A 19400-nucleotide genomic window follows, 5' to 3' on the forward strand; every position below is an offset into this window, starting at 1 on the left:
CGCGGTTCACCCGCCGACCGCCCCGCAGAACAGCCGCAGGCTCCGCCAACCCTCCTCCACCGGCATCCCGCCGCACAGCGGATGCAGCACCAGGCTGTCGAGTTCACCGGCCAGCCGCGCGCACACCTTCGGGGTGACGACCCGGTAGACGCCCTCGTCCCGCAGCTGGGCCACCGTCGTCGCCGCCGAGCGCACGGCCGAGCGGATCCCGGCGGACTGCCAGGAGGCGTACGTACGCGCCTCGTGCAGGAAATGCTCCCCGTACGCGGCCCACGTGCGGTCCGGGTCTTCGGCCACATGCAGCAGCGGCGTCTCGGCCGACGGCATCATGCAGAACCCCTCCGTCCCGTGCACCGCGCGCTGCTCGTGGTAGTACGCCTCCAGCTCCGGCAGATGCGCGCTCGGGAACAGCGGCAGCCCCAGCCTGGCCGCCCGCCGCGCCGCCGCCCGCGAGCTGCCGCCCACCAGCAGCAGCGGATGCGGACGGGTGAACGGGCGCGGGGTGACCGTCACCGTGCGGCCCCGGAACTCGAAGGGCTCCCCGCTCCACGCCGTCAGCAGCGTCTCCAGCAGCTCGTCCTGGAGCCGGCCGCGCCCCGCCCATTCGACGCCCGCCCGCTCGTACTCCTCGCGCCGGTAACCGATCCCCACCACCGTGGCCAGCCGGCCCGCGCTCAGCAGATCGAGCACCGCGATGTCCTCGGCCAGCCGCAGCGGGTCGTGCAGCGGGCCGATGACCGCCGAGACGGTCACCGCGATCCGGCGCGTCGCGCCGAACACGGCCGCCGCGAGGACGAAGGGGGAGGGCAGCCAGGAGTTCGCGGCCCCGTGGTGCTCCTCGGTCTGGACGGTGTCCACACCGTGCGCGTCGGCGTACGCGGCCATCTCCAGGGCCGCGCGGTACCGGGCCGAGAGGGCGGCGGGCGTGGCGCCCGGAGCGACGAGGTTGAACCGTACGACGGTGAAGGCCATGACGCGGGTCCCCTTCGGGCGGGCCGGGACGGGGCCGCGACCATAACTGACGGGGCGTCAAATGTGGAGGGGTGCGGCCGCCCCGCGGCCCCGCCCCGGACGCGGCAGCGCCGCGTACAGACCGCCGGAGACGAGGACCGTGACCGCCCAGCCCAGGCCGCTGCGCCCCGGCCAGGTCCCGGCGAGCGGGCCGGTGAACCACTCCACGCCCGTGAAGAGCAGCCCCACCGCCAGACCGGCCGCCCAGGCCGCGACGGCGGTCCAGGCGACGCCGCCCGTGTACCAGTAGGCACTGGCGGGAGTGGTGTCCATGAGCGCCACCGGATCGTAGGAACGGCCGCGCAGCATGTCCGTCGCGAAGACCCCGATCCAGGCCGAGAACGTCACCGCGAGCAGATTCAGGAAGGAGACGAACGACTCGATGAAACTGCTCGCCACCATCATCAGGAGCGCCCCCAGGAACAGGCTGATCGCCGCGTTCACCCCGACGGCCCAGGCGCGCGGGAGCGAGAACCCGAGGGTCTGCGCGGTGAATCCGGCCGAGTACATCGACATCGCGTTGATGAGCACCATGCCGGTGATGGTGACGATCAGATACGGAACGGAGAGCCAGGTCGGCAGCAGCGCGCCGATGAAGGAGACCGGGTCACCGGTCACGGCCAGGGCCGGCGTCGCCTCCGCCATCACCGCGCCCATCAGCACCATCGGCAGCAGCACCACGGCCGCCCCGCCCACGGTGAACGCGACCAGGGCCGGGCCCGGGGCGGTGCGCGGCAGATAGCGGGTGAAGTCCGGTCCGGACGGGGCCCAGCTGATCCCGCCGGCCGTCAGGATCCCGATGCCCGCGATCACCATCGACGCCGGACCGGGCGGCCGGTCCAGCACCAGCCGCCAGGGCGCCGTGACCGCCAGATGCCCCAGCACCAGGACGCTGAAGGCGCCGAAGAGGTACGCCGACCAGATGCAGCAGACCCGCAGCGCCCGCAGCCCCAGCCCCGACAGCAGGAAGCTGCCGGCGACGAAGGCGAGCAGCGTCCCCATGATGAGCGCGGGCGTGGTCCGTACGCCGAACAGCACATCGCCCACGGTCAGCAGGGCGTACGCCCCGGTGACCGCGTTCATCGTCTCCCAGCCCCACCGCGCGACCCAGATCAGCGCCCCCGGCGCCAGGTTGCCGCGCTGGCCGAAGACCGCCCGGGACAGCGCCATGCCGGGGGCGCCGCCGCGCTTCCCCGCCACCGAGACGAAGCCCACCAGGCCGAACGAGACGAGCGGCGCGGTGACCGCCACGACCAGCACCTGCCAGAAGCTCAGCCGGTTGAGCACGACGAGCCCCGCGCCGACGGTGAGCAGCAGCACCGTCATGTTCGCCGCGGCCCAGGTGGGGAAGAGGGCACGGACCCGGCCGGTGCGCTCCTCGTCGGGCACGGGGTCCAGGCCACGGGTCTCCACGGCCAGGATCGTACCTTTCCGGCATACAGTGCATAACGAATGCGGGGGCGCGCGCCCCTCCGGCTCTGCGCCGGACCCCACCCTTCCCCGATTGCCGGGCCGGGTGACTGATACTGGGTGGGTTATGGAATTCGTCATCCTTGCTGTAGTCATCGCCCTGGTCGCGGTCGGCGTGATCAGCGGGCTCGTGGTCAGCAGCCGCAAGAAGAAGCAGCTGCCCCCGGCACCGTCGAGCACGCCGACCATCACTCCTCCCGCCGAGCCCCATGTCGGCGAGGAGGCCGAAACGCCGCGCGAGGAATCGCGCCGCACCATCGAGGAGGCCGGAGCCCCGCCCGCCGAGGCCGCCCCCGAGACCGCCGGACCGGAGGCGCCCGCCGCCCCCGCGCTCGACGTCCCCGAGCCCACCGCCGGACGGCTCGTACGGCTGCGGGCCCGCCTCGCCCGCTCGCAGAACACCCTCGGCAAGGGGCTGCTCGCGCTCCTGTCCCGGGACAACCTCGACGAGGACACCTGGGAGGAGATCGAGGACACCCTCCTCACCGCCGACGTCGGCGTCGCCCCCACCCAGGAACTGGTGGAACGGCTCCGCGAGCGCGTCCGCGTGCTCGGCACCCGTACCCCCGAGGAGCTGCGCGCCCTGCTGCGCGAGGAGCTGCTCACGCTGCTCGGCACCGACTTCGACCGCGCCGTCAAGACGGAGGGCGGTCTGGAGACCCCCGGCGTCGTGATGGTCGTCGGGGTCAACGGCACCGGCAAGACCACCACCACCGGCAAGCTGGCCCGGGTGCTCGTCGCCGACGGCCGCAGCGTCGTGCTCGGCGCGGCCGACACCTTCCGCGCCGCCGCCGCCGACCAGCTCCAGACCTGGGGCGAGCGCGTCGGGGCCCGCACCGTACGCGGACCCGAGGGCGGCGACCCGGCGTCCATCGCCTTCGACGCCGTCAAGGAGGGCATCGCCGAGGGCGCCGACGTCGTGCTCATCGACACCGCGGGCCGGCTGCACACCAAGACCGGCCTGATGGACGAGCTGGGCAAGGTCAAGCGGGTCGTGGAGAAGCACGGCCCGCTGGACGAGATCCTGCTCGTCCTCGACGCCACCACCGGGCAGAACGGTCTGGTGCAGGCGCGGGTCTTCGCCGAGGTCGTCGCCATCACCGGCATCGTCCTCACCAAGCTCGACGGCACCGCCAAGGGCGGCATCGTCATCGCCGTCCAGCGCGAGCTGGGCGTACCGGTCAAGCTCGTCGGACTCGGCGAGGGGCCGGACGACCTCGCTCCGTTCGAGCCGGAGGCGTTCGTGGACGCCCTGATCGGGGACTGACCCGGCCGGGCACGGCGCACGGAGCCCGGCCGCACACGCCGTGCGGCCGGGCTCCGTGCTGTGGTCGCACCCCGCTCAGGCGCAGGGGGCCGTCCAGCGGTGGCAGAGGTAGGCCAGCGTGCCGAGCAGCAGCCGGGCCTCGGGCGGCCGGGCACTGTCCGGTCCGGGCGGCCGCAGCCAGCGCACCGGCCCGAGGCCGCCCCGGTCCGAGGGCGGCGCGGTGATGTGGCTGCCGGGGCCGAGCGCCCGCAGGTCGAGCCCCGCGTCGTCCCAGCCCATCCGGTACAGCAGCCCGGGAAGCTCGTCGGCGGCGCCCGGCGCGACGAAGAACTGCGCGCGTCCCTGCGGGGTCACCGCGACCGGGCCCAGCGGCAGGCCCATCCGCTCCATCCGCACCAGGGCCCGGCGCCCGGCCGCCTCCGCCACGTCGAGCACGTCGAAGCTGCGGCCCACCGGGAGCAGCATCGAGGCGCCCGGCACCTCGGCCCAGGCGCGCGCCGCCGCGTCCAGCGTCGTCCCGGCCGGCACCTCGGGCGCGAAGTCCAGCGGATGCGCGCCGGGGGCGGCGCAGCCGGTGTCCCCGCACGAGCAGGCGCCGTCCGCGGCGCGGGCACCCGGCACGACGGCCCAGCCCCACAGGCCGGTGTACTCCGCCACCGCGGTGCCGCCGACGGCACGGCCGCGGCGCCGCGCTCCGGTTCGCATTTCGCGGATGCCGCCGATCGTGAAGCCCATGCCCCCTCCAACGGGTCCAACTCGCCGGTGGTTACGAACGGGGAGCGCACAACCGCCCGCGCGCCCCCGGACGCATCCCTGCGCCTCCTGCTGATCGCCCTGTCAAGTGAATCGCGCCCCGTGCGGGTGGCGTTCAGTCGAAGGGGTGGCGAATGGTGGCGATTGTGCAAAGGCGGTCGCCGGGCCCGTGATCGTAGGATTACCGTCGGTACACGAACCATGGAAGTATGTGCGCCCACGGGTATGCCGGAGGCAACCCGATTTCCTGTTCGATCGGGTGCAACGCCCGTACGGGCACAATGAGTTCGGGGCATTCTGATAGTGCTTCGCGCGACAGTATTCGGCGGGATGGGGGCGTTCCAGTGAGTGGCAGCGGCGCAGGCGATTCGAATGCCGGTAAGCGCCCGAATGGGCAGTTGGGGTCGTGGTTCGTACGCAGTGGCTGGTCGAAGGGTGAGCTGGCGCGGCAGGTGAACCGCAGGGCGCGGCAGATGGGCGCCCACCACATCAGCACCGACACCTCCCGGGTGCGGCGCTGGCTCGACGGCGAGCAGCCGCGCGAGCCGATCCCGCGCATCCTGTCCGAGCTGTTCTCGGAGCGCTTCGGCAGCGTCGTCGCCGTCGAGGACCTGGGGCTGCGCACGCCGCACCAGGCACCCTCCGTGGCCGGGGTGGACCTGCCCTGGGCGGGCCCGCAGACCGTCGCCCTGCTCAGCGAGTTCTCGCGCAGCGACCTGATGCTCGCCCGCCGGGGCTTCCTCGGCAGCTCCCTCACCCTCGCCGCGGGCCCCGCGCTCGTCGAGCCGATGCAGCGCTGGCTGGTGCCGGTCGCCTCCGCCGCGCCGGCCGAGCCGGAGCCCGCCGGCGCCTCCCGCCGCCCGTCCCGGCTCTCCGGGCCCGAGCTGGACCTGCTGGAGTCGACCACCGCGATGTTCCGCCAGTGGGACGCGCAGTGCGGCGGCGGGCTGCGCCGCAAGGCCGTCGTCGGCCAGCTCCACGAGGTCACCGACCTGCTCCAGGAGCCGCAGCCGGCCGCCACCGCCAGGCGCCTGTTCCGGTGCGCGGCCGAACTGGCCGAGCTGGCCGGCTGGATGAGCTACGACGTCGGCCTCCAGCCCACCGCGCAGAAGTACTTCGTGCTCGCCCTGCACGCCTCCAAGGAGGCCGGCGACAAGCCGCTCGGCTCGTACGTCCTGTCCAGCATGAGCCGGCAGATGATCCACCTCGGCCGCCCGGACGACGCCCTGGAGCTGATCCACCTCGCCCAGTACGGCAGCCGGGACTGCGCGACGCCGCGCACCCAGGCCATGCTGTACGCGATGGAGGCCCGCGCCTACGCCAACATGGGCCAGCCCAGCAAGTGCAAGCGGGCCGTCCGCATGGCCGAGGACACCTTCCTCGACGCCGGCATCGACGGCGAGCCCGAGCCCGACTGGATCCGCTTCTTCTCCGAGGCCGAGCTGAACGGCGAGAACTCGCACTCCTTCCGCGACCTGGCCTACGTGGCGGGCCGCAGTCCCACCTACGCCTCGCTCGCCGAGCCCGTCATGCAGCGGGCCGTCCAGCTCTTCGGCGAGGACGACGAGCACCAGCGTTCGTACGCGCTCAATCTGATCGGCCTCGCCACCGTGCACCTCCTCAAGGGCGAGCCCGAGGAGTCCACCGCGCCGGCCGAGAAGGCGCTGCGCGTCGCCAGGAAGGTCCGCTCCGAGCGCGTCAACACGCGGCTCCGCAAGACCGTCGACACCGCCGCCAGGGACTTCGGGGACGTGCCCGAGGTCGCCCGGCTCACCGAACTCCTCATCGAACAACTGCCCGAAACCGTGGAAGCCGTCTAGCGCGACCACGGAGAGGCTCCTCAGACCCCGGCCACGACGATCACCCCGCACAGACCGACTTCGGCTCCCCCCATTGCCAGGTCAACGGGTGATCGCCGTGGCCGGTTCGTGTGGTCGTTCCCCCGCCGGAGCGTCGTAACCGCACCGTATGCGGCCCGAGCCGCAGAGTGGGCGCGAGCGTGGGCACGGCGCGGGCGGTTCATGGGGACGTAACACCGCGGTCCCCTTGGTCACTGCGGCGAAACATCGCGGCGCAACGGCCGAAACCGCGCTGCGCGAACCTCATGGCGCATAACAAGTGGCCCGCACGCCTTCCCCAGTGGTCCCGCACGTGGTTGTGCCCCCACCGCCCGCACGCGGCCGCACCGACGACGAGGAGACGCCGATGCCCCCAGGCATCACGACGCTTGCCGCAGACGCCCCGACGCTGTCTGCCGCCAACACCGGCTTCATGCTCATCTGCTCGGCCCTGGTGATGCTCATGACCCCGGCCCTGGCCTTCTTCTACGGAGGCATGGTCCGCGTCAAGAGCACCCTCAACATGCTGATGATGAGCTTCATCAGCCTCGGGATCGTCACGATCCTGTGGGTGCTGTACGGATTCAGCCTGACCTTCGGCACCGACGCCGGCTCGGTCATCGGATGGAGCCAGGACTTCCTCGGCCTCAGCGGGATCGGCGTCAACGAGCTCTGGGACGGCACCACCATCCCGGTCTACGTCTTCGCCGTCTTCCAGCTGATGTTCGCCGTCCTCACGCCCGCCCTGATCAGCGGCGCCCTCGCCGACCGGGTCAAGTTCACCTCCTGGGCCCTGTTCATCACGCTCTGGGTCACCGTCGTCTACTTCCCGGTCGCCCACTGGGTCTGGGGCTCGGGCGGCTGGCTGGCCGAGCTGGGCGTCATCGACTTCGCCGGCGGTACGGCCGTCCACATCAACGCCGGTGCCGCCGCCCTCGGCGTGATCGTGGTGATCGGCAAGCGCGTCGGGTTCAAGAAGGACCCGATGCGGCCGCACAGCCTGCCGCTCGTCATGCTCGGCGCCGCGCTCCTGTGGTTCGGCTGGTTCGGCTTCAACGCGGGCTCCTGGCTCGGCAACGACGACGGCGTCGGCGCGGTCATGTTCGTCAACACGCAGGTCGCCACGGCCGCCGCGATGCTCGCCTGGCTCGGCTACGAGAAGCTGCGCCACGGCTCCTTCACCACCCTCGGCGCCGCGTCCGGCGCGGTCGCCGGGCTTGTCGCGATCACCCCGGCGGGCGGCGCGGTCAGCCCGCTCGGCGCCATCGCGGTCGGCGCCGTCGCGGGTGTGGTGTGCGCCATGGCCGTCGGCCTCAAGTACAAGCTCGGTTACGACGACTCCCTGGACGTCGTCGGCGTCCACCTCGTCGGCGGCGTCATCGGCTCCCTGCTCGTCGGCTTCTTCGCCACCGGCGGGGTCCAGTCCGACGCCAAGGGCCTCTTCTACGGGGGCGGGCTCGACCAGCTCGGCAAGCAGGCCGTCGGTGTCTTCGCCGTCCTCGCGTACTCTCTGGTCGTCTCCGCCGTCCTCGCCCTCCTGGTCGACAGGACCCTCGGGATGCGCGTCGACGAGGACGACGAGATCTCCGGCATCGACCAGGTCGAACACGCCGAGACCGCGTACGACTTCAGCGGCGCCGGTGGCGGCGCGGCCCCGCGCGCCACCGCCTCCGCCCCCGGCACGCCGGCCGCCCCGACGAACAAGAAGGTGGACGCATGAAGCTCATCACCGCCGTCGTGAAGCCCCACCGCCTCGACGAGATCAAGGAAGCCCTCCAGGCCTTCGGCGTCCAGGGACTCACCGTCACCGAGGCCAGCGGCTACGGGCGCCAGCGCGGCCACACCGAGGTCTACCGGGGCGCCGAGTACACCGTCGACCTCGTCCCCAAGATCCGCATCGAGGTCCTGGTCGAGGACGAGGACGCCGAACAGCTCATCGAGGTCGTCGTCAAGGCCGCCCGCACCGGCAAGATCGGTGACGGCAAGGTCTGGAGCGTTCCGGTCGAGACCGCCGTCAGGGTCCGCACCGGAGAACGCGGCCCGGACGCGCTCTGACCGGCCCGGTCCACCGATTTCGTACCGTCGCGCACACGGAAGGGCAGCTGGGTGACGAGCACCGAAGTGACCACCGAATCCGAGGACTCGGGACCCAGCGGCTACGCGGCGGCCCGGCTGCGCCTTCTCCAGGAGAAGGAGCGGTCCGGGCCGCCGCGCCGTGCGGCCCTCGCCACGCTCACCGACACCTGGCTGACCGCCCTGTTCACCACCGCGGCCGAACACGCCGGAGTCCGGGGCGCCGCCCTCGTCGCCGTCGGCGGCTACGGCAGGGGCGAACTCTCCCCGCGCAGCGACCTCGACCTGCTCCTCCTGCACGACGGCACCGCCGACGCCGCGGCCGTGGCCGCGCTCGCCGACCGGATCTGGTACCCCGTCTGGGACCTCGGCCTGGCCCTCGACCACTCCGTCCGCACCCCCGCCGAAGCCCGGAAGACCGCCGGCGAGGACCTCAAGGTCCAGCTCGGACTGCTCGACGCCCGGCCCGTCGCCGGCGACCTCGGCCTCGTCGCCTCCCTGCGCACCGCGATCCTCGCCGACTGGCGCAACCAGGCCCCCGAACGCCTGCCCGCACTCCACGAACTCTGCACCGAACGCGCCGAACGCCAGGGCGAGCTCCCATTCCTCCTGGAACCCGACCTCAAGGAGGCCAGGGGCGGCCTGCGCGACGCCACCGCCCTGCGCGCCGTCGCCGCCTCCTGGGTCGCCGACGCCCCCCGCGAAGGGCTCGCCGAGGCCCGCCGCGTCCTGCTCGACACCCGCGACGCCCTCCACCTCACCACCGGCCGCGCCACCGACCGCCTCGCCCTCCAGGAACAGGACCAGGTCGCCGAAGCCCTCGGCCTCCTCGACGCCGACGCCCTGCTGCGCCAGGTCTACGAGGCCGCCCGCACCGTCTCCTACGCCACCGACGTCACCTGGCGCGAGGTCAACCGGGTGCTGCGCGCCCGCTCGGCCCGGCCCCGGCTGCGGGCCCTGCTCGGCGGCGGACGCGGCCCGGCCCCCGACCGCACCCCGCTCGCCGACGGCGTGGTCGAGGCCGACGGCGAGGCGGTGCTCGCCCGCACCGCACGCCCCGAACGCGACGCCGTGCTCGTCCTGCGGGCCGCCGCCGCGGCCGCCCAGTCCGGACTGCCCCTCTCCCGCCACGTCGTCCGCCACCTCGCCACCACCGCGAAGCCGCTCCCGGTGCCGTGGCCCGCCGAGGCGCGCGAGGAACTCGTCACCCTCCTCGGCGCGGGCGAGGCCACCGTCCCCGTCTGGGAAGCACTGGAGGCCGAGGGACTGATCACCCGGCTCCTGCCCGACTGGGAACGGGTCCACTGCCGCCCCCAGCGCAACCCCGTCCACACCTGGACCGTCGACCGCCACCTCGTCGAGACGGCCGTCCGCGCCTCCTCGCTCACCCGCCGCGTCGGCCGCCCCGACCTGCTCCTCGTCGCCGCCCTGCTGCACGACATCGGCAAGGGCTGGCCGGGCGACCACTCCGTCGCCGGCGAGGTCATCGCCCGCGACATGGCCGCCCGGACCGGCTTCGACCGGCACGACGTGGGCGTCATCGCCACCCTCGTACGCCACCACCTGCTGCTCATCGAGACCGCCACCCGCCGCGATCTGGACGACCCGGCCACCGTCCGCGCCGTCGCCGACGCGGTCGGCAGCGCCGCCACCCTGGAGCTGCTGCACGCCCTGACCGAGGCCGACGCCCTCGCCACCGGGCCCGCCGCCTGGTCCGCCTGGCGCGCCTCCCTCGTCACCGAACTCGTCAGACGCGTCGCCCAGGTCCTGGCCGGTGAGGCCCCCGAGGAACCCGAACCCGCCGCCCCCGGCGCCGAGCAGGAACGCCTCGCCATCGAGGCCCTGCGCACCGGCGAACCCGTCCTCGCCCTGCACACCCGGCCCGAGACCCCGCACGAGGAAGGCGCCCCGGAGCCGGTCGGCGTCGAACTCCTCATCGCGCTCCGGGACCGGCCGGGAGTCCTGCCCGCCGCCGCCGGGGTCCTCGCCCTGCACCGCCTCACCGTGCGCGCCGCCGACCTGAGGGCCGTGGAACTGCCCACGGAGCTGGGCGACACCGCGGACCTGCTGCTGCTCAGCTGGCGGGTCGCCGCCGAGTACGGCTCGCTGCCCCAGGCGGCCCGGCTGCGCGCCGACCTCGTACGCGCCCTGGACGGCTCCCTGGACATCCCGGCCCGCCTCGCCGAACGCGAGGCCGCCTATCCCAGGCGGCGCGGGGTGAAGGCCCCGCCGCCCAGGGTGACGGTGGCGGCGGCCGGCTCCCGTCTCGCCACGGTGATCGAGGTCCGCGCCCAGGACGCCCCCGGCCTGCTGCACCGCATCGGCCACGCGCTGGAGCGCAGCACGGTGCGGGTGCGCAGCGCGCATGTGTCGACGCTCGGGGCGAACGCGGTGGACACGGTCTACGTCACGGACGCGGACGGTGCACCGCTGTCCGCGAAACGGGCGGCGCAGCTGGCCCAGGAGGTCGAGAAGGCGCTCGGCTGAGCCTCGCCCCCCGGCGAGTGCCGGGCGCGGGCTTGGCGTCGTCCGGCGTCCGGATACCCTGGGAACCGACCGACTCCACCCGCCCCCGACCCTGAGGACCGACGAGCGCCGTGTTCGATACTCTCTCCGACCGCCTTGCCGCGACTTTCAAGAACCTCCGGGGCAAGGGCCGCTTGTCCGAGGCGGACATCGACGCCACGGCTCGCGAGATCCGTATCGCCCTGCTCGAAGCCGACGTGGCGCTGCCCGTCGTCCGGTCCTTCATCGCCAACGTCAAGGAGCGGGCGCGCGGCGTCGAGGTCTCCCAGGCGCTGAATCCGGCGCAGCAGGTCGTCAAGATCGTCAACGAGGAGCTCATCGCCATCCTCGGCGGCGAGACCCGGCGGCTGCGGTTCGCCAAGAACCCGCCCACCGTGATCATGCTCGCCGGCCTCCAGGGTGCCGGTAAGACGACCCTCGCCGGAAAGCTCGGCCTCTGGCTCAAGGGCCAGGGCCACTCCCCGCTGCTCGTCGCCTGTGACCTCCAGCGCCCCAACGCCGTCAACCAGCTGAGCGTCGTCGCCGACCGCGCCGGGGTCGCGGTGTACGCCCCCGAGCCGGGCAACGGCGTGGGCGACCCGGTCAAGGTCGCCAAGGACTCCATCGAGTACGCGAAGACCAAGGTCCACGACATCGTCATCGTGGACACCGCAGGCCGCCTCGGCATCGACCAGGAGCTGATGCGGCAGGCCGCGGACATCCGCGACGCCGTCAGCCCGGACGAGATCCTCTTCGTGGTCGACGCGATGATCGGTCAGGACGCGGTCAACACCGCCGAGGCCTTCCGCGACGGCGTCGGCTTCGACGGGGTGGTCCTCTCCAAGCTCGACGGTGACGCCCGCGGTGGCGCGGCCCTGTCGATCGCCCACGTCACGGGCAAGCAGATCATGTTCGCGTCGAACGGCGAGAAGCTCGAGGACTTCGACGCCTTCCACCCGGACCGCATGGCCTCCCGCATCCTCGACATGGGTGACCTGCTCACCCTGATCGAGCAGGCGGAGAAGACGTTCAGCCAGGAAGAGGCCGCCAAAATGGCCTCCAAGCTGTCGTCGAGCAAGGGCGGCAAGGACTTCACGCTCGACGACTTCCTGGCCCAGATGGAGCAGGTCCGCAAGATGGGCTCCATCTCCAAGCTGCTCGGCATGCTGCCCGGCATGGGGCAGATCAAGGACCAGATCAACAACATCGACGAGCGCGACGTCGACCGCACCGCCGCGATCATCAAGTCGATGACCCCGAAGGAGCGCGCCGAGCCGACGATCATCAACGGCTCGCGGCGCGCCCGTATCGCCAAGGGCTCCGGCGTCGAGGTCAGCGCCGTGAAGAACCTGGTCGAGCGGTTCTTCGAGGCCCGCAAGATGATGTCGAAGATGGCGCAGGGCGGCGGCATGCCGGGGATGCCCGGGGTGCCGGGCATGGGCGGTGGGCCCGGTCGGCAGAAGAAGCAGGTCAAGCAGGCCAAGGGCAAGCGCAAGAGCGGCAACCCGATGAAGCGCAAGGCCGAGGAGCAGGCCGCCGCGGCCCGCCGCGAGCAGGCGGCGCAGGGCGGCGTCCCCGGCCTGCCGGCCGGCCAGGACGCTCAGGACTTCGAGCTGCCCGACGAGTTCAAGAAGTTCATGGGCTGACAGCCCGGACGGCTCACGCGTGAGGGGCGCCCACTCCCGGTGGGCGCCCCTCACGCGTGTCCCGACAGGCCCTAAGCCGCCCGCCGGCCCGTCCGCAGCTCCCGGCCGTTGGCCAGGCCCTCCGGGTCCAGCGACAGGGACACGGCGGCCGTCGCGCCGACATCCGCCAGGCTCCCCGCGTCCGGCAGCAGCTCCGCGCCGTCCGCGCCGGGCCGGTGGATGAGGACGGGGACGTACTCGCGGGTGTGGAAGGCGTGCCCGGCCGTCGGGTCGTTGCCGTGGTCGGCGGTCACGATGAGGCGGTCACCCGGTGCGTCGAGCAGGGCGACGAGCGCGGCCAGGCCCGCGTCGACCTGTTCCAGGAGACGTCCGTAGCGCTCGGTGTCCTGCTGGTGTCCGGCCAGGTCCGTCTCCTGGACGTTGGAGACCACCAGACCGTCGCCGGGGGCGCGTACCGCTTCGAGGGTGTGCGTGAGGACGTCGGCGGTGTCCACGGCGGGGTGCCGGGCCGCGGCGTCGCAGACCAGGATGTCGGCGGCCTTGCCCACCAGGGTGACGGGGATGCCCGCGCGGGCAGCCAGGTCGGGGAGCTGGCGGGCGTGGTCGATCCGGGCACCCAGGTGCCGCACTTCGAGGCCGCCGTTGCGGTAGAAGCCGGTGGCGGGGGTGTCGAGGCCGACCGTGCCCTCCTCGCCGGCCCGCACGAAGCGCTCCAGCGGGTCGTCCGCGTGTCCGCCGACCGCGATGACCCGGGCCACGGGGGCGACGGTGCGTACCGTGCGGGCCACGGCGAGGATGCCGTCCGGCCCGTCGAACGGCAGGTCCTCCAGCCGCCCGGAGGCGTTCCAGTTGATGCCCGGGTCGGCCTCCAGGTTGTCGTGGACCAGGACCGCGCCGTCGACGACCAGGAGCGGCTTGCCGTCCAGCCGGCCGACCCGGTGACCGGCCTCTTCGAGGGCGGCGGTCACCTCGTCGATGTGGTCGGCGAGCCGGGCGACGGTCACCCGGCTGAAGTCGGCCCCCATCATGGTCTGGTGACCGGCGAAGGTGTCGGCGCCCGGATAGCCGAGGGCCGCCCGGCCCGCCGCGACGGGCAGGTGGGTGCGCCGGGCGAGATCGGGGTGCGGGTGGACGAGTCCGAGGCCCAGCGAGCCCAGCACAGGCAGCCGCAGCGGGCGGCCGAACGCCTCCCGGCAGTGGTCCAGCACATGTCCGCAGGTGTCGGCGGTCGGATCGCCGGGGCGCGCGGTGCCCGCGTCGGGCATGGCGCCGATGCCGAATCCGTCGATCACGACGATGACGGTCTTGGCCATGGGGTGCCTCCTCAGCTCAGGGACCGGCCCTGGGCGTCGTACAGACCGTTGAGACGGGGCGCACCGGATGAGATTCCGGAGACGACGGCGACGGTCGAGCGGGTGACGAAGATCTGGGTGCGGAAGGCGAGCAGCGCGGTGTCGCCGATCCGGACCTCCTGGCCGGGGGCGGGCGCGTCGAGCAGCCGGTAGTAGTCGATGTTCTCGGCGGGCGCGTCCAGCACGTTCAGGCGTGCGCCGGTGCGCGGCAGCAGGGCGCTCCTGATGTGGGAGCGGGCGTAGAACCCGCCGCCGAAGACGGCGGGACGTCCGTCGTCCAGGGTGTGGGCGACCTCGGTGACGTACACGTAGGCGGGGGTCTCGGGCTGCGCCGGGTCGAGGGCGTGCAGCGGGGTCGTGCCGGTCAGGGCGTGGCCCGGCTCACCGTGGGTGGCGCCGAGGCCGGCGAGCAGCGGCAGGGAGGCCATCGAGGTGGCGCTGGGTGCGCTCAGCCCGAGATCCGTGTGGCCGCGGCCGGCGAGTGTCTCGCGGGCCTTGAGGGCGAGGGCGAAGTTGGGCGTGGCGTACGGGGCCCCGGTCGCCGGGTCGCACAGCACGCAGGGGAAGGCGGTGACCCCCGCGATCCGGATGCCGGGAAGCCGTTCGGCGGCGTCGGCGAAGGCGTCGAGCCCGGCGAGCGGGACGCCGCCCTCCTGGCCGGGGTAGACGCTCCCCTCGGCGCCTTCGAGCCGGATCAGGACGTCCTGGACGAACCCCAGCCGCCGCGCGGCGTCGGAGACCGCGCGGGCGTTGTCCAGGTCGTAGACGGTGACGGTCTCGGGGCGCCACGCCAGCATCTCGGGCAGGGCGCGGCGCGGGATCTGGACGAGGTGGCCGAGGTTGCCGGCACGGGCGCCGGAGGCGTGCAGGGTGCGGGCCTCGGGCGGGTCGATGGCGGCGTACCGGGGGATGTGCCGGGCGATGGCCCGGATCAGCTCCGGGTTGCGGCCGAGCTGTTTGACGACGAACCAGAGGGAGACGCCCAGCCGGTCGGCCTCGGCGGCCAGCAGCGCGGCGTTGGCCTCGATGGCGTCCAGGTCCATCACATAGGTGTCCGGCGGGATCGCGCCCTCGTGGTGGAGTGCGGCCGCGGCCTCGACGAGCCCCGGATTGCGGGTCAGTACGGTGTCGAGAAACACGGTCAGTGGTCCTTCGGGTCGTTCAGCGCGGCCAGCGAGCGGCGCAGGATTTCGATGACGAGGTCCGCGCCCGCCCGCATCGGGTTGATGCGCACGGTCCAGTCGGCCAGTTCGGGGGAGTCGTCCAGGGCGGAGCTGGACATCCGGTAGAAGAGCGGCGTGATCTCGTAACGGGAGTTGGAACCGACGGGGTAGGGGGCCGCGCCGAAGCGGGCGGCGACGGCGGGCAGTTCCCTGGCGACGGGCCGGTCGAGGCGGACGAGCAGGCACCGGTCCTGCGCGTTGGCGAGCCGGACCTCGGCGACCCCGGGCACCTCGCCCGCGGTCAGCCGCTCGGCGACCTCGGCACCGACCTGGGACTGCACGGACCACATGAGCGGTACGTGGGTGAGCGCGCGCAGCGCGTCGAGCGCCTGGTGCCCCTGGACCTGGCCGCCGCCGGAGTAGTTGTCGCGGCGGATGTGCTCGACCAGGTCGCGGGCGCCGACGACGATACCGACGCCCTCCGGGCCGTGCAGCTTGAACAGGGAGAAGCAGGAGGCGTCGGCGCCCAGTTCGACCCCGGCCGCCGGGGTGCGCATCACCGCGTAGTTGTCGTCGACGACGGTGCGGACGCCGGCGGCCCGGCAGGCGGAGAGGACCTCGCCGGGGTCGTAGGAGTCGGCGAGCCGCTGCCGGGTGTGCTGGACGTAGGCCCAGCGGAACCGGCCGGACTCCAGGGCCCCGCGCAGCTCGTCGGGGTCGTTGAAGTCGGCCTCGACGGTCTCGGCCCCGAGGCCGCGCAGCGTGACCTCGGTGGTGCGGTAGACCGGCGCCCGGTGGATGAGGAGGGGGTCGCCCGGCCGGACGGCTGCGGTGAGGGCGGCCCGGATCGCGCCGGTGCCCGCGCCCTGGACGAAGGCGGCGTCCTCGGCGCCGAAGAAGTCGGCGAGGACGGACTCGACGCGGGCGGTGGTGGCGGGGCGTCCGAGGCCGGGCACGACCCCGGCGTCGGAGGCGAACAGCTGCGGGCCCTCGAAGTGGCGGGCGGTGGCCTCGATGAGCCGGAACTGCCGGGCGACGGCATCGGCCGGGGCCACGGTCGGCAGCGGGAACGTCCGGGGGAGTACGGGGTTCATGGTCAGCTCTCTTCCACGTTCGCGCCGCTGAGGAAGCGCAGCGGATTGCGGCGGGTCAGCAGGTCGATCAGGTCGTCGTCCACGCCTGCCGCACGAACCTCGGGCAGAAAGCTCCCGAAGAGGTGGCCGTAGCCCTGGCCCCCCTCGGAGGTGAGGTAGCCGTGACGGGAGATGTCGCAGCTGAGCAGGGCCCGGTCGGCGTGTCCCGCCTCCAGCAGGGCGAGCAGGAGCCGCAGCCGGGTGTCGTCGCTCTGATAGCTGTCCTTGCCGACCGTGTCGAAAGCGACGTAGGCGCCGCTCGCGGCCAGCTCCCGGTGCACCGCGGGATCGTCCAGCAGGTCCTGATGGCCGAGGGAGATCCGGTGCGGGGGCAGTCCCTCGGCGGTGAGCAGTTCCAGCTGGGCGAGGCCGCCGCGGCCGAGCTGGGCGTGGGTGGCGACGGAGAGCCCGGTGGCGAGGGCGGCCCGCGCCGAGGCGCGGAGCACCTTGCTCTCCGGCGGCGCCGGGATGTCCCCGTGGCTGCCGATCTCGCCGAGGACGCCGGGGCGGATGCCGGTGGTGCCGATGCCGTCCTCGATCTCGCGGACGAGGGTGGCGGCCAGGTCCGCGACGCTGCCGCGGTCGATCTCGGGGGTGTGGAACGGCTCGTAGTACCAGCCGGTCGCGGCGACGACGGCGACCTGGGCGTCCCGGGAGATCCGGGCCAGGGTGCGCACGTCGCGGCCCATGCCGCGACAGGTCAGCTCGACGACGAGGGCGAGTCCGTACTCCTCGCGGAGTGCGGCCAGTTCGGCGGTGACGGCGGCGGTGTGCCGGCCGGCGGCGAGCACGGCGCCGCCGTCACCCCGGTGGTCGAGGTCGAGTACGAGGTGTTCGTGGGCCAGGGCGGGGCCGCGTACCGCGTCGGGGGCGATGTCTCCGAGGACGGTACGAAGCACGGGGGCGGGGCTGTTCATCGTGGGGGGTCCTTCTCGGGTCGGCCTGCGTGATCCGGGGCGCGGAGCTATCCCTTGATCGGTGTGAACAGGTCCATCCAGTACAGGAGGTTGAGGAGGATGCCGCCGACGATCACCGCGGCCGGTGCCGCGGCCATCCGGACGATCGGCCGGCCCATCGCCTCGTTCAGCAGGTAGAGCCCGCCGACGACGAGGATGCCCAGGCCGCCGCCCATGGCGTTGGCCGCCATCAGCGAGCCGAAGAGGATCGCCAGCTGGAGGGTGTCGGTGATCGCGCTGCGCAGGTGTTCCGAGGAGTCCCGGACACTGGGCAGCCGCCCGAGGAGCTTGCCGATGTAGGACAGGGCCAGCACTTCGGCCGCGAAGACCAGGGCGCCGACGATCGCGGCGAGGAACGGGTTCGGCATCAGATAGCCGATGGGGTACACGAGGGTGAAGCCCGCGATGCCGTACGCGCCGGAGGCCAGCGCGGTGGTCGCGATCAGCGGGATGAAGCCGAAGACCCGGTAGAAGTCGACCTGCGCGGCCTCGGAGTACTGCCCCTTGGCGATCAGGAAGCTGGTCGCCTCGCCGCCGCCGAATATGTGCATCTGGGCGAGCACACAGACTCCGGCGCCCAGCACCATGAACAGCGGCAGATACCTGCGCAGCCGGGCCGCGCTGGCGCTGAAGAGGGACGCCATCGGGTCGTCGCCCTCAAGGACGGGCTCGCTCACGCCCGCCGCCTTGTCGGCCTTGCGCTGGGCGAGGTCCTTGGCGACGGCGAGACCGATGAGCATCAGCACGCCGACGGCCATCGCCAGCGCGCCGGCGAACATGTTGGGCCACAGCTTCATGGTCATGACGACCAGGGCGAACTCCAGCAGCCCCGCGATGCCGCCCCACTTGCGGCCGAACTGCTTGGTGATGGCCAGCACCGGGAACAGCGTGAAGAGGAAGAGGATCGGGGTCGACATCTGCTGCATGGCGGTGATGAAGTCGACCGGCAGGTCGTGTGCCACGTTGTTGGCGCCGTTGAGTCCGAAGACGACGACCGCGCCCCAGGCGCCGCCGAGGATCGGGGCGAGCCACTTCTTCGGCGACAGCATGCCGAGGATGTCGGTGGGCAGGAAGAGGAGCCACGGGTTCAGCACGCCGGTGGACAGGGCCATCGGGGCGCCGAGCCCGAAGATGAACCCGGCCGAGAGGCCGAACGAGACCGCCGTCGTGGCGCTGCGCGTGGTGCGCCCCTGGATGAAGTCCAGGAGGAACGGGCGTACGCCGTCGTTGAAGACGGCCAGCGCCATGTGCGCGATGTACGCGGTCAGCGCACAGAGGGCTATGACGGTCAGTTGCTGGGCCAGCGAGAAGTCGAGGCTTGCACCGGCTGCGAGTGTTGTACTCACGGGGTCACTCCTTCGTGCCCGGGGTGATCAGAGCGGGGTGGCTGGGGTCAGCCGCGGGCGGCGATGGCGCGCGCCATGAGGGGGGCGATGGTGTCGATCTGGTCCATCGAGAAGCCGAAGACCTTCTTGCCCTCGTCCAGCAGGGCGGTGATCTGCTCCTCGGTGGGGACGCTGCGGCCGAAGGTGTGGCAGACGGCGCTGCCCATCAGGCCGACGAGGACGCCGAGCGAGGCGCCGGCGCCCGTGTGACAGGTACCCAGGTAGTAGTCGGCCTGGGCGACGCGCAGCTTCATCGCGGCGTCCATGTCGCTGGAGGCGGTGACCTCCAGGCCCTCGATGCCGAGCTGCTTGATGGTGTTGGTGACCTCGGTCTTGCCGACGCCGCCGGCGAGGATCTTCGTCATGTCCTGCTTCTTTCTCGGTGGTTCGGTCCGGGCTGCGCCGGACCGAGGTTCAGGAGGAGGGCGCGGCGGGGGTCTGCTGCGCCAGTACCGCGAGGTGCATGCCGAGGAAGTTCACCTCGGACTCCGGGAGGACGGCCCCGAGTTCCCGCCGGGCGCGCTCGGCGACGGCGCGGGCGCGGGTGACGGCCTCGGGGTGTCCGGCCAGTTCGGCGGCCACCTGGTCGTCGGTGAGGAACTGCTCGATGGCCTCGCCGTCCAGGAGCCGGGTGAGCGCCATCATCAGATGGCTGGTGAGCATGCCCGCGGTCGCCTCGGTCACCGTGCAGCCCTCCGCTTCGAGGGCGGCCAGTTCGGCCGTGACGAAGTCGGCGACCTCGGGCTTGATCTGTCCGCCTTCGCGGAAGAGCTGAATCCGCAGGGCCAGCTGGTCGTCCATGGCGGTCCTCCTAAAATCGACAGTAACCAGGATTTTGTATTTTGACG

Annotated in this window: 16 protein-coding genes; 6 read left to right on the forward strand and 10 right to left on the reverse strand. The window is 72.7% G+C overall.

Annotated features, from left to right (window positions below; genetic code table 11):
- Nucleotides 1-6: 6 nt before the first annotated feature.
- Together P8A18_RS25265 and P8A18_RS25270 are read right to left on the reverse strand one after the other, a co-directional pair.
- Nucleotides 7-972 carry an LLM class flavin-dependent oxidoreductase gene (locus P8A18_RS25265; protein WP_306057905.1) on the reverse strand — a complete coding sequence of 322 codons (966 nt, stop codon included), beginning with the start codon at nucleotides 970-972 and terminating at the stop codon, nucleotides 7-9.
- Nucleotides 973-1029: 57 nt separating this feature from the next.
- Nucleotides 1030-2424, reverse strand: coding sequence for a purine-cytosine permease family protein (locus P8A18_RS25270; protein WP_306057907.1), 1395 nt, complete (start codon nucleotides 2422-2424; stop codon nucleotides 1030-1032).
- 124 nt (nucleotides 2425-2548) lie between these two features.
- Here P8A18_RS25270 and ftsY point away from each other — a divergent pair, with 124 nt between their 5' ends.
- Nucleotides 2549-3748 (forward strand): signal recognition particle-docking protein FtsY, encoded by a 1200-nt coding sequence (gene ftsY / locus P8A18_RS25275; RefSeq protein ID WP_306057909.1) that lies wholly within the window; start codon nucleotides 2549-2551, stop codon nucleotides 3746-3748.
- 75 nt (nucleotides 3749-3823) lie between these two features.
- Here the strand turns inward: ftsY and P8A18_RS25280 are convergent, their stop codons facing one another.
- On the reverse strand, nucleotides 3824-4483 hold the full coding sequence (locus tag P8A18_RS25280) for a bifunctional DNA primase/polymerase (RefSeq protein WP_306057911.1): 660 nt from the start codon (nucleotides 4481-4483) through the stop codon (nucleotides 3824-3826).
- Between the two features lie 362 nt (nucleotides 4484-4845).
- Here P8A18_RS25280 and nsdA point away from each other — a divergent pair, with 362 nt between their 5' ends.
- The 5 genes from nsdA (at nucleotide 4846) to ffh (ending at nucleotide 12563) form a co-directional block, all read left to right on the forward strand.
- Nucleotides 4846-6321 carry a transcriptional repressor NsdA gene (gene nsdA / locus P8A18_RS25285; protein ID WP_306057912.1) on the forward strand — a complete coding sequence of 492 codons (1476 nt, stop codon included), beginning with the start codon at nucleotides 4846-4848 and terminating at the stop codon, nucleotides 6319-6321.
- A 385-nt stretch (nucleotides 6322-6706) separates the two neighbouring features.
- Nucleotides 6707-8059, forward strand: a complete 1353-nt coding sequence (locus tag P8A18_RS25290; protein ID WP_306057913.1) for an ammonium transporter — start codon at nucleotides 6707-6709, stop codon at nucleotides 8057-8059.
- Nucleotides 8056-8394 (forward strand): P-II family nitrogen regulator, encoded by a 339-nt coding sequence (locus P8A18_RS25295; protein WP_003965965.1) that lies wholly within the window; start codon nucleotides 8056-8058, stop codon nucleotides 8392-8394. Before P8A18_RS25290 ends, P8A18_RS25295 begins: the two co-directional genes overlap by 4 nt.
- Before the next feature lie 51 nt (nucleotides 8395-8445).
- Nucleotides 8446-10899 carry a [protein-PII] uridylyltransferase gene (locus P8A18_RS25300; RefSeq protein WP_306057919.1) on the forward strand — a complete coding sequence of 818 codons (2454 nt, stop codon included), beginning with the start codon at nucleotides 8446-8448 and terminating at the stop codon, nucleotides 10897-10899.
- A gap of 110 nt (nucleotides 10900-11009) precedes the next feature.
- Nucleotides 11010-12563 (forward strand): signal recognition particle protein, encoded by a 1554-nt coding sequence (gene ffh / locus P8A18_RS25305; protein WP_306057921.1) that lies wholly within the window; start codon nucleotides 11010-11012, stop codon nucleotides 12561-12563.
- Between the two features lie 71 nt (nucleotides 12564-12634).
- On the opposite strand, the gene P8A18_RS25310 is transcribed toward ffh, so the two are convergent.
- The 7 genes from P8A18_RS25310 to P8A18_RS25340 are packed head-to-tail and all read right to left on the reverse strand — an operon-like array spanning nucleotide 12635 to nucleotide 19353.
- Nucleotides 12635-13876, reverse strand: a complete 1242-nt coding sequence (locus P8A18_RS25310; protein ID WP_306057924.1) for a phosphopentomutase — start codon at nucleotides 13874-13876, stop codon at nucleotides 12635-12637.
- A gap of 11 nt (nucleotides 13877-13887) precedes the next feature.
- Nucleotides 13888-15054, reverse strand: coding sequence for an alanine racemase (locus P8A18_RS25315; RefSeq protein ID WP_306057926.1), 1167 nt, complete (start codon nucleotides 15052-15054; stop codon nucleotides 13888-13890).
- A 2-nt stretch (nucleotides 15055-15056) separates the two neighbouring features.
- Complete coding sequence (locus P8A18_RS25320; RefSeq protein WP_018551767.1) at nucleotides 15057-16172, reverse strand: aminotransferase class V-fold PLP-dependent enzyme; 1116 nt, start codon at nucleotides 16170-16172, stop codon at nucleotides 15057-15059.
- 2 nt (nucleotides 16173-16174) lie between these two features.
- Entirely contained in the window at nucleotides 16175-17128 is a 954-nt protein-coding gene (locus tag P8A18_RS25325) for a phosphotriesterase family protein (RefSeq protein WP_306057928.1), read from the reverse strand.
- A gap of 47 nt (nucleotides 17129-17175) precedes the next feature.
- The gene (locus P8A18_RS25330) at nucleotides 17176-18513 is read right to left on the reverse strand and encodes a YhfT family protein (RefSeq protein WP_306057931.1); all 1338 of its coding nucleotides are present in this window, start codon (nucleotides 18511-18513) and stop codon (nucleotides 17176-17178) included.
- A 47-nt stretch (nucleotides 18514-18560) separates the two neighbouring features.
- Nucleotides 18561-18917 carry a DUF2620 domain-containing protein gene (locus P8A18_RS25335; RefSeq protein WP_018551770.1) on the reverse strand — a complete coding sequence of 119 codons (357 nt, stop codon included), beginning with the start codon at nucleotides 18915-18917 and terminating at the stop codon, nucleotides 18561-18563.
- A 49-nt stretch (nucleotides 18918-18966) separates the two neighbouring features.
- Complete coding sequence (locus P8A18_RS25340) at nucleotides 18967-19353, reverse strand: PRD domain-containing protein (protein ID WP_306057934.1); 387 nt, start codon at nucleotides 19351-19353, stop codon at nucleotides 18967-18969.
- Nucleotides 19354-19400: the final 47 nt, after the last annotated feature.

Source organism: Streptomyces sp. Mut1 (assembly GCF_030719295.1).
GTDB classification, from domain to species: domain Bacteria; phylum Actinomycetota; class Actinomycetes; order Streptomycetales; family Streptomycetaceae; genus Streptomyces; species Streptomyces castrisilvae.